The 13,247-nt window shown below is 69.9% G+C and carries 10 protein-coding genes and 3 tRNA genes; 2 read left to right on the forward strand and 11 right to left on the reverse strand.

Features of this window, described 5'->3' with window-relative positions:
* Positions 1–451 precede the first annotated feature (451 nt).
* From putP to HDG69_RS14770, 8 genes are all read right to left on the reverse strand, one after another.
* On the reverse strand, positions 452–1,957 hold the full coding sequence (gene putP / locus HDG69_RS14735) for a sodium/proline symporter PutP (RefSeq protein WP_171784609.1): 1,506 nt from the start codon (positions 1,955–1,957) through the stop codon (positions 452–454).
* A gap of 217 nt (positions 1,958–2,174) precedes the next feature.
* Positions 2,175–2,247, reverse strand: a tRNA-Arg gene (locus HDG69_RS14740).
* Positions 2,248–2,400: 153 nt separating this feature from the next.
* Positions 2,401–2,492: transfer RNA gene (locus HDG69_RS14745), tRNA-Ser, on the reverse strand.
* Between the two features lie 137 nt (positions 2,493–2,629).
* Positions 2,630–2,717: transfer RNA gene (locus tag HDG69_RS14750), tRNA-Ser, on the reverse strand.
* A gap of 89 nt (positions 2,718–2,806) precedes the next feature.
* Positions 2,807–3,361, reverse strand: coding sequence for a GTP-binding protein (locus HDG69_RS19135; RefSeq protein WP_343036487.1), 555 nt, complete (start codon positions 3,359–3,361; stop codon positions 2,807–2,809).
* A gap of 409 nt (positions 3,362–3,770) precedes the next feature.
* Positions 3,771–4,187 carry a DUF742 domain-containing protein gene (locus tag HDG69_RS14760; protein WP_171784611.1) on the reverse strand — a complete coding sequence of 139 codons (417 nt, stop codon included), beginning with the start codon at positions 4,185–4,187 and terminating at the stop codon, positions 3,771–3,773.
* Positions 4,188–4,195: 8 nt separating this feature from the next.
* Complete coding sequence (locus HDG69_RS14765; protein WP_171784612.1) at positions 4,196–4,645, reverse strand: roadblock/LC7 domain-containing protein; 450 nt, start codon at positions 4,643–4,645, stop codon at positions 4,196–4,198.
* A gap of 100 nt (positions 4,646–4,745) precedes the next feature.
* Entirely contained in the window at positions 4,746–8,540 is a 3,795-nt protein-coding gene (locus HDG69_RS14770; protein WP_171784613.1) for an ATP-binding protein, read from the reverse strand.
* Positions 8,541–8,662: 122 nt separating this feature from the next.
* Here HDG69_RS14770 and HDG69_RS14775 point away from each other — a divergent pair, with 122 nt between their 5' ends.
* Complete coding sequence (locus tag HDG69_RS14775; protein ID WP_171784614.1) at positions 8,663–9,646, forward strand: NAD(P)H-quinone oxidoreductase; 984 nt, start codon at positions 8,663–8,665, stop codon at positions 9,644–9,646.
* Between the two features lie 7 nt (positions 9,647–9,653).
* Here HDG69_RS14775 and HDG69_RS14780 read toward each other — a convergent pair whose 3' ends face one another.
* Positions 9,654–10,499 (reverse strand): EamA family transporter, encoded by an 846-nt coding sequence (locus tag HDG69_RS14780; RefSeq protein ID WP_171784973.1) that lies wholly within the window; start codon positions 10,497–10,499, stop codon positions 9,654–9,656.
* A 229-nt stretch (positions 10,500–10,728) separates the two neighbouring features.
* Between HDG69_RS14780 and HDG69_RS14785 the strand changes: the two genes are divergently transcribed.
* Entirely contained in the window at positions 10,729–11,154 is a 426-nt protein-coding gene (locus tag HDG69_RS14785) for a DUF805 domain-containing protein (RefSeq protein WP_171784615.1), read from the forward strand.
* A gap of 148 nt (positions 11,155–11,302) precedes the next feature.
* On the opposite strand, the gene HDG69_RS14790 is transcribed toward HDG69_RS14785, so the two are convergent.
* Together HDG69_RS14790 and HDG69_RS14795 are read right to left on the reverse strand one after the other, a co-directional pair.
* Complete coding sequence (locus HDG69_RS14790; RefSeq protein ID WP_171784616.1) at positions 11,303–12,256, reverse strand: carbohydrate ABC transporter permease; 954 nt, start codon at positions 12,254–12,256, stop codon at positions 11,303–11,305.
* Positions 12,253–13,242 (reverse strand): ABC transporter permease subunit, encoded by a 990-nt coding sequence (locus tag HDG69_RS14795; RefSeq protein ID WP_171784617.1) that lies wholly within the window; start codon positions 13,240–13,242, stop codon positions 12,253–12,255. Before HDG69_RS14795 ends, HDG69_RS14790 begins: the two co-directional genes overlap by 4 nt.
* Between the last annotated feature and the right edge of the window lie 5 nt (positions 13,243–13,247).

A 13,247-nucleotide genomic window follows, 5' to 3' on the forward strand; every position in this document is an offset into this window, starting at 1 on the left:
TCCAGTCCAAAGGAACCAAAAAGGTTCAAAATTTGGCATTGACTATCAAGCACACTGTTGAGTTCTCAAACAACCGACGCACACCATCCAGCACCAGAACAACCGCTCCGGCCCCATCCGGGGCAACCCCTCTAACTTAGCAGTTCCGATATCTCCCTGCAAATCGTCCGGATCTGTTTGATCCGTATGATTTCGGTTGATTCCGAACCCGCCCCACACTATCAGAACGCGCTCGGCGTCCTGATCCAGAAGGATGTGGTTTTCAGCTCCGGCCCGGCCACCGGTACCCAGCCTCGCGGCTGTCTCCTCGGTGTCCGTCGGCCCGTCGGGCTGACTCAGAGAACATTACAGAGGTCGGTCCCCGCGCGTCAACGCGGAGCGACGTGGCGCGCGCCACTCTCCTGACCTCCCCGTCCGGAGAAGCGCCGGAGCAGCCGCGCGCCCCACGTCCTCAGACGGAGCCGGTAGGAGCAGCGCCGACAGCCAGCCGCCGAGCGTCCTCGAACTCGGCCTCGATGTCCTGCCCGGGCGGCCGCGTCACCAGGCTCACGACGACGGCTGCGACCAGACCCACCGCGAACCCGGGCACGATCTCGTACAGCATGTCCGTCAGGAAGCTCTGCCCCCAGACGAAGGCGACGACGGCACCACCGACCATCCCTGCGAGCGCTCCCCACCGGTTCAACCGGCGCCAGTAGAGGCTCAGGAGGACGATCGGGCCGAACGCGGCGCCGAACCCGGCCCAGGCGAACCCGACCAGGTCGAGGATCGTCGTCGTGCGGTCCGTCGCGATGAGACCGGCGATGAGCGCCACGGCGAGTACCCCCGCTCGGCCGAGCATCACCTGCGTGGTCATCGACAGCTCTCGCTTGGTGGTCATCTTCACGAGGTCCTCCACCAGGGCGGACGACGAGACGATCAGCTGGGAGGAGATCGTGGACATGATCGCCGCCAGCACGGCAGCCAGGACGAGGCCGGCCACGACCGGGTGGAACAAGGTCTGCGCCAGGAACAGGAAGACCGTCTCCGGGTTCTCCAGCGTCAGCCCGTTGACGTTCATGTAGCCCACGCCGATCAGCCCCGTCATGACGGCCCCGACCGCGGTGACGATCATCCACGAGATACCGATCCGCCGCCCCACCTTGGCGTCGCTCGGCGAACGCATCGCCATGAACCTCACGATGATGTGCGGCTGCCCGAAGTATCCGAGGCCCCACGCCAGTGCCGAGATCACACCCGTCACCGACGCGCCGGCGACGAAGGACAGGTGGTCGGCCGCGGCCGAGGTGTCGGCTGCGAGGATCCCGTCACGCACGACGCTCCAGCCACCCAGGTCGACCACGGCCACGATCGGCACGGCGACCAGCGCCAGGAGCATGAGGATGCCCTGCGCCACGTCTGTCCACGTGGCGCCCAGGAACCCCCCGAACAGCGTGTAGGCCAGCGTCACGCCGCCGACGACCAGGAGCCCCGTCAGGTAGCTCATCCCGAACGAGCTCTCGAAGAACGTCCCGCCCGCGACCATGCCGGAGGAGACGTAGAACGTGAAGAACACGAGCACGATCGCGCCGGCGGCGATCCGCAGCAGCCGTGACGTGTCCTTGAGCCGGTTCTCGAAGAAGCTCGGGATCGTGATCGAGTTGTTCGAGACCTCCGTGTAGGCGCGCAGCCGCGGTGCCACGAACTTCCAGTTGAGCCAGGCGCCGATCGTCAGTCCGATCGCGATCCACGCCTCCACCAGGCCCGCGACGTAGATGGCGCCGGGCAGGCCCATCAGCAGCCAGCCGGACATGTCTGAGGCGCCGGCGCTCAGGGCCGCGACACCCGGTCTGAGCCGACGTCCGCCGAGCATGTAGTCGTCGAGGTCGTTCGTCCGCCGGAACGCGGCGTAGCCGATGCCCAGCATCAGGGCCAGGTAGGCCACGATCGCGATCGTCGTCCAGGTCTGATCGCTCATGCGATCACGCACCTCTCGTCCGTCGTGCAGCGTCTGACCCGCTCTGCATCCTCGCAGTGCGGGTCGTCCGCCGCATCGCTCGCGCCGGACCGGGGCCAGGCCTGTCTCGTCCGGTCACAGAGATCCTGGCACCGGACATCCTCGCTGCGGTGTCGCCCTACGGAGTTTCCCACGAGAAACGGCCCGATCCTCGACAGGATCGGGCCGTTCTGGGAAGTGCGCCCGGAGGGATTCGAACCCCCAACCTTCTGATCCGTAGTCAGATGCTCTATCCGTTGAGCTACGGGCGCATACCGTCCGATGCTGTCGCACCGGCCGACGAGAACATTACCGTGCTGGCTGCCGATCCCCAAACCGGGATCGACGATCGTGACCGACACCACGACGGTGGTGTCCACCCGCGACACAGAAAAGGCCCCGGGCGTCGAACACCGGAGCCTTCCTGGCGGAGACGGGGGGATTTGAACCCCCGAACGGGTTGCCCCGTTACCACCTTAGCAGGGTGGCGCACTAGACCAGACTATGCGACGTCTCCTCGCAGCGGCAGGAGCGAACCTGTGCTGCGCCGACCACAGTACCTGCCGGACGGCCCGCGGGGCAAAAGCCCTCGGGGACACGGCGCTGGTCTCGAGGTCTACCCGGTCGGCCCGGTGGGCCACCGACCCGGTACGGCGGAGGGCGGGGGATTCGAACCCCCGGTGCGGGGTTGCCGCACAACGGTTTTCAAGACCGTCACATTCGGCCGCTCTGTCAGCCCTCCCAGGCCCGGCAGTCTAGCCGGACGGAACATCACCGACGACGGCGCGGTCGGTCGATGGGCAAGCACCGACCGACCGTCGACCACCGAGGTCAGCTGGGCCCGCCGCCCGTGCGCAACTGTCGCATCGCCAGCTGCACCAGCGAGATGAGCGTCTGCTTGGTCGCCGCCCTCGATCGAGCGTCCGTGTAGAGCATCGGCACGTGGGCCGGGATCTGAAGTGCCTCGCGCACGTCCTCGAGCCGGTGCTTGGCCACGCCGTCGAAGCAGTTGACCCCCACCACGAACGGCACGCCCCGCTGCTCGAAGTAGTCGATCGCCGGGAAGCACTGCTCGAGACGATCCGTGTCGACCAGCACCACGGCACCGATCGCTCCGCGCACCAGGTCGTCCCACATGAACAGGAAGCGGTCCTGACCAGGGGTGCCGAACAGGTACAACCACAGGTTGCCGGGCAGGGACACCCGGCCGAAGTCCATCGCGACGGTCGTCGTCGTCTTGCGATCGGTCACGCCGCCGGCGTCGTCGACCCCGACGGAGTGCTCCGTCATCGCCGCCTCCGTGTTGAGCGGCTCGACGTCGGAGATGGATCCGATGAAGGTCGTCTTGCCGACGGCGAACCCGCCCGCCACGACGATCTTCGTCACCGTGGGTGCGGTGCTCCCGGACTCGGCAGCGGGGCGCGCGGCCGGAGCCGGCGCCTGACGGCCACCCTGATCGGCCTGCTGCGAGGTGTGGTCGACCGGAGCTGTCTGCTGTCCCACCGAGGAGCTCGGAGCGGCGGACGCGCTGACGCCGTGAGCCTGCGCCGGAGCGGCATGGGACGAGGGTGCCTGGGCCGCCGCGGACTGCGGAGCGCCGGCGGTGTGCGACGCCGCCGTCACACCTGCCTCGGTACGCGCGGCACCGCCGAGCACGCTCTGCCGGACCGGTCTGCCGTCGCCCGCACCGCGGAACGGAGAGGGACCACCGGCCGGGGCGCTCAGCCCGCCGGCGGGCCCGGAGACGGGCGCCCAGCTCGGGGACAGGCTGCCGGACCCGCCGGGCGACGGGCTGTCAGAGGGTGGAAATGCCATTGAGAACACTCTCCAAGACGCTCAGGGAAAGCCCCGAGTGGTTGCTGCCGTGGCCCGTGTGGACGTTGACCGGGGCCGAGGTGTGCACGGTGATGTGGCCCTCCTCCTGCATGTCCGCCACGAGGATGCGGACAACCCCGAGCGGAAGCTTCAGAAGGGCCGAGAGCTCGGCGATCGACACGTAGGTGTGTGCTGCGTGCTGCAGGATCGCGCGCTTCTCGGGGGTGAGGCCGAAGCTGCTGACTGCTCCTGGCATGACCTCGACCAGCGCCTCGAGAGGCAGGTCGGACATGGAGGAACGGACGCGGCCACCCGTGACCGCGTAGGGACGCACCGTGGAAGCCTCGTAGCCATCCGCGGAGTGCGAGCCCAGGGAACCGAACGGTGCGTGCGTCATCGTCTACCTCATCCAACCTGCGCTGAGCGCGTCGTGCCGTCGACGGGAAGGCTGCCCCGCATCTCGGAGATGAGCTGCGGCGTGAGCGTCGTCTCGGTGCGCGAGACGAGCAGCGCCATCTCGTAGCCGATCAGCCCGATGTCGCAGTTCGCCTCGGCGACCACAGCGAGGACCGACCCGTTCGAGACGTTCATCAAGAAGAGGTAGCCGTTGTCCATCTCGACGATGGACTGCCGCACGTTGCCACCGTTGAGCTGACGCGCGGCGCCACGGGTGAGGCTCGACATGCCCGAGACGATGGCGGCGAGCTGGTCGCCGCTGGTGCGGTCGAGGTGGTCCGACATGGCCATGAGCAGGCCGTCCGCCGAGACCACCAGCGTGTGGCGGCTGCCGGGGACGGTCCGGACGAAGTTGTCGAGAAGCCACCCGAAGTTGGTCGCTTCAGTACTGAGGGTCACGCTTCCTCCTCGTCAGGTGCGCTGAGTGCGCAGGTCACCGCTGCTGCGGAGACGATCCAGGGACATCATTCACGGTCAGGGGGTCATCCGTCGAGGCCCGTCACCCGGTTGCCTCGGATCGCCCGCGGGCTGTCGCCGACTGGAATGCCGACAACCGCGCGCGCAACTGTTCCGGATCACGGTCGATACGGGCCGTGAAGCGATCCGCCGAGGCGGGTCGATCAGCGGTCCGGCTCCGCCGTGTCAGGCCGTTCGCGGCCTCCGGAGCCACCGCGGTCGGTCGGTACGTCTGCTCCTCGTTGCTGGTCGTCACGTTCTCTTCCTGGAAGACCCCACGCTGCATGAGCGTGGACATCTCCTCGTACAGGACGGCCGAGGCCATCCACTCGGAGCGCGCCTCGACGGTGTCAGGCACGTACTGGGGGTCGAGGGGGTCGGCCTTGGCGTCGCCGGTGGAACGCAGCGGCAGCACCGACTCCCCGTAGGTCCGCCCGACCGACCGACCGTCGTCCGCCGTGGCGGCGAAGGACGGGGCCGCCGTCGGCCGCTGCTCCGCAGGAGGCGCGGCGACGGGAGACGGCTCGACCGGCTGCGGGAGGTCATAAGGGACGTCCTCGACCACCGGCGGCCGGTAGGCCACCGGAGCCCGAGGCGCCTCGGGCTCCGGGGCGAACGGTCGCGGGCCGGCCGTTGCGGGAGAGGCCGACCACTCGTCGACGTCGGCGGTCCGCCGCACCGCCGGCGACTCCGGCGCTGACGAGGCGGACTCCGACCCGACGGAGAGGGTCGGGGCCGTGAGCGGGTCGACGCCACCGGCCGAACCGACGAGCGGTGCGCCCTGCGCAGGAGAACCGTTCGTCACCGAGTCCACCGCGGCGGCGGCGGTCTGGTCGACCGCCGGCTTGCGTCCGAACAGACCACGCTTGCGCGAACCCTGCTGCGGGGTCTCCGCCCGCCGTGTGGGGAGGTCCGACATCAGGTCCTCGAAGGCCGGCAGGCTGGTGAAGCCCTCGTCCTCGGGCGCGTGAGCGGCGTTCGTCGGGACCTCGGTGCGCGGCTCGGCATCGGCAGCCGCGGGACGGGCAGGCTCGGCGTAGGGCACCGTCGGCCGGGCAGCCTCCGCAGCGGACGGGAAGTGCTGCACCGGCTCGGCAGCCGGCACCGGCTCGGCGGCCGGCACCGGCGCCCAGGCGTCGGCGACGGACGGCACCTGGACAGGCTCCGGGTCCGCTTCGGACGGGCTCAGGCCCGCCGGGACGTCGGCAGGGTCGTCCGTGACGGCATCGAGCTGGATCGTGCCCTCGGTGGCCGACTCCTCGAGTCGCTCCATGGAGCGGAAGCTCGAGAACAGCCCGGTGCGCTGCTCGGGCTCGATCGGCTCGGACGTGGGCTCTTCCAGCAGGGGCAGGGCGCCGGAGTGGGCGCTCGGTTCCGAAGAACCTCCCGCCGACCGCTGCCGGCTGGGCAGCGAGCCACCCGAGGCCGAGACCTCGGCCGGAGGGCTCCACGACCCGTCGTCCGCGGCAGCCTGAGCGGACTCGTCCATGTGCGGCGTCGAGAGGGGCGGGAGCACGATCGACTCCGTCGGCGACCCCTCGTCGGCGCGACGTCTGCGGGGCATGCCCGTCGCCGTCGTGCCGTCGGTGAGCGCGTCGAGGTCGACCGGGGCAGCCGTCGGAGGCTCCGGCTCGCGCAGGCCGAAGGCGGAGCGCGCAGGGGTGTTGTCGGTCGCCCGCGGTCGCGCGTCCGGCATCGCCATCGAGGACGTGCGGTCCGAGACCGCCGTGGTCTCGTCGGGGAACCGAGCGTCCGGCTCGTGGCGGTGCGACGCACCGGCCGGGCTCGACGCACCGGCCGGGCTGGAGGCACCGCGCGGGTCGGCGGGCACGGTGGCAGGCACGGCGTCGGCGAAGCCGGTCGGTGCGGGCTCCTGGCCGAACTGGGCGACGGCCTGCTGCGTCGACGTCGCCAGCGGGTCCGTCGGCTGCGGGAGCGGCATGGCGTCGTCGGACAGGAACAGCTCCGGCGGGAACACCACCGTCGCCGTCGTGCCCTTGCCGTCCGCGCCGGCGCGGAACTCCACCGCGGCGCGCAGACGGGCGGCAAGACGACCGACCACGAACAGGCCGAGCCGCTGGGCGCCCACCGCGTCGGAGGCGGTGGTCGAGGCGACCTTGGAGTTCGCCTCGGCGAGCTCGTCCGCCGACATTCCGAGGCCGTGGTCACGCACCGTGACGACCACACCACGCTCGTCGCGGGTGGTCGACACCTCGACCGGCGTGTGCGGCTCGGAGAACATCGTCGCGTTCTCGAGCAGCTCGGCGATGAGGTGCGCCGCGTTGAGGGCGTTGTGACCGAGCATGTGCGGATCGGTGTGGAGGCTGAGGCGCACCCGGTCGTAGAGCTCGATCTCGGAGGACGCCGTGCGGACGACGTCGGAGACCGGCATCGGGTTGCGCACCCGACGACCGGAGTCGATGCCCGCGAGGACCAGCAGGGACTCGGCGTTGCGGCGCATCCGGGTGGCGAGGTGGTCGAGGCGGAAGAGGTTCGACAGCGTGCCGGCGTCCTCCTCGGAGCGCTCGAGCTCGTCGAGGAACGCGAGCTGACGGTTCAGGAGCACCTGGTCGCGACGCGCCACGTTGACGAACATCTCGGCGATCGAGCCACGGAGCGCGGCCTGCTCTCGAGCGACCTCCATCGTGGTCTCGTTCACCTGGTTGAACGCGTTCGCCAGGCGACCGATCTCGTCGTCCGACTCGACGGGGATCTGCACCAGGTCGATGTCCGGGGACTGACCGGGGACGGCCATCTGCTCGACCATCTGGGGCAGGCGCTCACGCACGTCCGCCGTGGCCGTCGTGAGACGGCGCAGCGGCGTGACGATGCGGCGGGCGATGACGAGGGCGATGAGCAGCGACAGGAGCACGACGCCGAACGTGACGGCCAGCGTTCCGAGCGCCTGGGTCCGGGCGGCGGACGACTCGTCCTGCGCGTAGTCGACCGTCTCGGCGCGGACGTCGTCGCGCACCGGCTGCATCTCGTCGATCCAGGCCTGCGACAGCTCGGCCCAGTTCGCGGCGGACCGCTGGTTGAGGTTCGAGAAGTTGACGAACTGGAGCTGGAACCGCAGCTCCTGCAGCTCCTCGCTGTAGTCGGGCAGCTGGATGCCCAGGCCGAGGCGGTCGACCCGGTCCTGGGCGGCCGCACGCAGGTCGTCGGTGGTGTTCAGGGCCGTGACCATCTGGGCCATCAGGTCCGCGTTGCGGTCGTCGTCCTCGGCGTCGGCACGTGCCGCGTCGGCCAGCGCCAGCGCCACGACAGGCCGCTCGAAGGTGTTCGCGAGCATGACCTCGTCCATCGCCACGTAGGCGTTGAGGTGCTCCGCGAGCGACGAGTCCGTGGAGGCCGCGGACAGTGCCCGCGGCACGTCCAGCGCCCGGTCGATCAGCTCGTCGTACTGCGCCATCGCGGACGCCGCCGTGATCTGCCCGGAGAACACGTCCGTCTGCAAGGCGTCGACGGCCCGACGGTCCTCGATGGTCGAGTTGATGGCGTCGCGGACGTTGGTGCTCAGCAGGTCGGTGTCCAGGGCGCGCAGCGCGTCGTTGCGGGCGTCGATCGCCTCGTCGGTCTGCTCCTGGGCCTCGGCCAGCTGTTCCACAGCGCCCTCGACCTCGTTGAGCGCCGCGACCGACAGCGCACGCTCGGCCGCCATCGCGGTGCCGGCCCGGTCCTGCAGCTCGAGGCTGTCCACCAGGCCCGACGTCTGGTCGGCCTCGATCGCGTCCTGCAACGCGCCCCACGAGATGTACGTGGCGGCCAGCAGTAGGACGAAGATCGGCACGGCGAGTGTCGCAAGGATCTTCCCGCGAACGCCCAACCTGCGGAGCATGGGGACCTCTCTCCATCACTGATCGTTCGGAGCGCCCGGGAGACGTCCAGCCTCCCGGCTCCGATGTTCAACGCACCGATGGGAACGCTCTCGTCGCTCGGCACCGCGCGCGAGTAGCCTCCATGACTGTGCGAGCCGTCACGATATCGGGCGAAGGCCCTGCAGGGAAACTCACCACAACTGCCGTCAACCTACCGCAACCGGACAGCGGGGAGGTGCTGATCGACGTCGTCTCAAGTGGCGTCAACCGTGCTGACCTGCTACAACGCACCGGACTCTACCCTCCGCCGAAGGGTGCTCCCGAGTGGCCGGGACTCGAGATATCCGGTATGGTCCGCCGCCTCGGCGCAGGCGTGTCGTCCCGGCGTGTCGGCGATCGCGTGGTCGCACTGCTCGAAGGGGGCGGCTACGCGGACCAGGTGGTGGTCCGCGAGACCCAGACGCTCCCGGTCCCGGACGGCGTCGGGCTCGTCGAGGCCGCCGCGCTCCCCGAGGCCGCGTGCACAGCGTGGACGAACCTCGTCGACACCGGCCGGCTGCGCCGCGGGGAGACGCTGCTCGTGCAGGGAGGTTCCGGCGGGGTCGGCAGCCTCGCCGTCCAGCTCGGCGCCGCGCTCGGCGCACGGGTCGTCGCCACGGCCGGCGGCCCCGAGCGCGCCGCCCGCTGCCGCGAGCTGGGGGCGGGCGTCGTCGTCGACCACCGCAGCGAGGACGTCGTCGCCGCGGTCCGGCAGGCCACGGACGGCCGGGGGGCCGACATCGTGCTCGACGTGCTCGGTGGGGGCGGGCTCCAGGACAACGTCCGGCTGCTCGCCCCCGGGGGGCGGCTCGTCGTCATCGGCCTCCAGCAGGGCCGCACCGGCGAGCTGGACCTCGCCCGGCTGATGGCGAAGCGGGCAACCGTGACCGGCACGACGCTGCGCTCGCGCACGGCCCAGGAGAAGGCGGAGATCGTGGCCGCCGTCGGCCGCCACGTCTGGCCGATGGTCGCCGACGGGCGGCTGCGCCCCGTCGTCCACGCCCGCGTACCGCTCGACGAGGCGCAGACCGCCCACGACCTGCTCGAGTCCGGCGAGGTGTTCGGCAAGGTCCTGCTGGTCCCCTGACGCCGGGCTACTCCCTGCCGGAGGCCGTCATGACGATCGCCCCGGACACCAGGACCAGGCCCGCGAGCTCGGGCCACGACGGCACCTGCTGCAGGACGACGGCACCGACCACGGCCGCCGTGGCCGGCAGCATCGCCAGCAGCACCGAGAACGTCGCGGTGCCCACCCGCCGCAGCACGACCTGGTCCAGCACGTACGGCACGACGGACGAGCACACCGCGACCACGAGCAGGAAGCCGAGGAGGCGCAGGTCCGGGACGACCGTCGCGACCGACGCCCCGAAGAACGGCGCGAAGACCACCGCGCCGACGGCCATGCCGATCGCGAGCCCGTCGATCCCGGCGCCGCCCCCGGCGACCCGCTTGCCGAGCACGATGTACCCGGCCCAGCACCCGGCCGCGGCGAGCACCGCCACCAGCCCGACGACGACGTCCTCCCGCGGCAGGTCGCTCTCCAGCGTCACGCCCGCGAGCAGCACGACGCCCGTCGCGGCGACCACGATCGCGCCGCGCTCACGCCAGCCGCGCCCCGTGACCGCCGCGACGGCGATCGGGCCGACGAACTCGATCGCGACCGCCACCCCCAGCGGCAGGTGGTCGATCCCGACGTAGAAGACGATGTTCATCGCGGCCAGCGCGGTGCCGAAGAACCCTGCCACCACGACGTCGTGCCGCGTCCAGCGACGGCGCCACGGCCGGCGCCAGGCCAGCAGGACGACGGCGGCCAGCACGATCCGCCACCAGCTCACGGTGGGAGCGCCCAGACTGTCGAACAGCCCGACGGCGACCGCCGCACCCAGGTAGAGCGTCAGGCCCGAGACGACGAACAGGGCCGGGGCCGGAACCTTGTCCACGGCGCCCCGCGACGCCGGGGACGACGGCGGGCCGGGTGCTCCGGGCGGGACGGGCGAGGTGGCGTCGGGCACTCGGGGAGCCTACGCCCGAGTCCTTGCGCGGGCCGTCCACATCGCGGGAGATGTGGAGGAATCGCGGCGAGAACCTGGACGCGGCGTGATCGCATCCTCTAGGTTCGCCTGCGGTCGACACGCCCGTGACGACCCCATCGAGTCCCCAGGGGGAAGCATGTCCTTCGGCGAAGCCATCAAGACCGTGTTCAGCAAGTACGCCACCTTCTCGGGTCGCGCCCGCCGTTCCGAGTACTGGTTCTGGGCGCTGTTCATGGTGCTCGTCGCCATCGTGCTCTCGATCTTCGTCAGCGCCACGGGCGGCCTCGAGATCGACACCGCGACGATGACGCCGGTCTTCGGCGCCACCTACTTCGTGGCGACGCTCGTGAACCTCGCGCTCCTGCTGCCCACCATCGCCGTCACGGTCCGACGCCTCCACGACCAGGACAAGTCCGGCTTCTGGTACTTCATCGTCTTCGTGCCGTTCGTCGGTCCGATCATCCTGCTGGTCTTCATGTTCCTCGAGGGCACGCGCGGCCCGAACCAGTTCGGCCCCGACCCGAAGGCCGTCGACGCCGCCCCCCAGGTCCCCCAGGTCTGACCTGACGCACCCCGCTCCGGCTACCCGCCCGCACGGAGCGCGGTCCGGGCAGACGAGAGGCCCGCACGGTCGTCACTCCCGAAGTGGAGGGCGCGCAGCGCCCGTGAACGCGACCGTGCGGGCCTCTCGTCTGCCCGGACCGACTCGTCTACCCCTTGACCGCCCCCGCCAGCATCCCGCGGACGAAGTAGCGCTGCAGGGCGATGAAGACGACCAGCGGCACCACCATCGAGATGAACGCTCCGGCGGTGAGCAGGTGCCAGTCACCGCCGCGGGAACCGGCGAGCTCGGCCACCGCCACCGTCATCGGCTGGTACGGCCGCGCGGCGAACGTCAGGCCGACCAGCAGGTCGTTCCAGACCCACAGGAACTGGAAGATGCCGAACGACGCGATCGCCGGCACCAGGAGCGGGAAGAGCACCCGGAAGAAGATCTTCACGTGCCCGGCACCGTCGACGCGGGCCGCCTCGACGAGCGACGGCGGGATGTCCTTCATGAAGTTGTGCAGCAGGAAGATCGCCAGGGGCAGCGCGAAGATCGAGTGGGAGAACCACACGGTCCAGAACGAACCCCCGATGCCCCAGTCGTTGTAGTTGCTCAGCAGCGGCACGAGCGCCACCTGCAGCGGGACGACCTGGAGCGAGAACACCGCGACGAACAGGAAGTTCCGGCCCTTGAACGGGATCCACGCGAACGCGTAGGCCGCCAGGAGAGCCAGCGTGATCGGGATGATCACGGCCGGGATGGTGATGACGAACGAGTTGACGAAGAACGTCGACAGGTTCGAGCTGTTGCCGTAGAGCGCCTGGTTGTAGTTGTCGACCGTGAACTCGGCCTCGCCGGAGGCGATGTTCCCGAAGACCGTCCACCAGCCGCTGTTGCGGATGACCGTCTCGGGACGGAACGACGTGATGAGCAGGCCGACCGACGGGATGGTCCACAGGATGGCGATGAGGATCGCGATGCCGGAGGCCCACGGGGAGCTGAGCTTTCCCCTGGCCGCGATGGCCCGCCGCTCGGCCCGGGACATCTTGCGCGGCTTCTCCGGCGCGGTCTCCTTGTCGACGGCGTGCGACGGGAGCGGGGTGGGGGTGCTGGTCATCGGATCTCCTCCGCCATCCGCATCTGACGCACGTTGTACGCGATGATCGGGATCACGAGCACGAACAGCATCACGGCGAGCGCTGCGGCGAGCCCTTGGTTGTTCTGCCGGAAGGCCTGGGTGTAGAACTCGTTGGCCACGACCTGGGTGCCGAACTGACCGCCGGTCATGGTGCGGACGATGTCGAACGCCTTGAGCGTGGCCATGGCGATGGTGGTCAGCACGACCACCAGGGCGGGCCGGATGCTGGGCACCGTGATGTAGCGGAACATCTGCGTCCCCTGGAGCCCGTCGAGGCGTGCGGCCTCGGTGATGTCGTCCGGGATGGCCTTGATCGCCGCGGACAGCACCGTCATGGCGAAACCGGTCTGGATCCAGATCATCACCACGATGAGGAACGCGGTGTTCCACGGCTGCCCGATGAGGAACTGCTGAGGCGGCAGCCCGAGCCAGACGAGCACCTGGTTCAGCAGACCGATCTGCTGGATCCCGCCCTGGTCGGGCCGGAACTCGTAGACGAACTTCCAGATGATCGAGGCGCCGACCATGGAGATCGCCATGGGGATGAAGACCAGGGCCTTGGCGAGCTTCTCGAACCGGGTACGGTCCACCAGGACGGCGTAGACCAGGCCGATGAGCGTGCTGAGCAGCGGAGCGAGGATCACCCAGGCAGCCGTGACGATCAGGACCTTCTGGAACTGCGGCTCGGTGAACGCCCGCACATAGTTGTCGACGCCGACGAACTCGGTCGTGTTGCGGTTGAAGAACGAGTTCCACAGCGTGATGCCGGCCGGGCGCAGCAGCCCGAAGGCCAGGAACCCGAGCGGCAGGCCGACGAACCCCAGGGCCACCACCCAGCTGGGGACCCGCTTGGGTCGGTCGACGGCGAACAGGATCAGACTCATGACGGCGACGAAGAGCACGATGGCGACGACCATGACGGCGAACTTCTCGCCGGTCGTGCCGGGTGTCAGCAACCAGTCCACAGAAC

It is taken from the genome of Isoptericola halotolerans (assembly GCF_013149785.1).
Classification (GTDB): Bacteria; Actinomycetota; Actinomycetes; order Actinomycetales; family Cellulomonadaceae; genus Isoptericola; species Isoptericola halotolerans.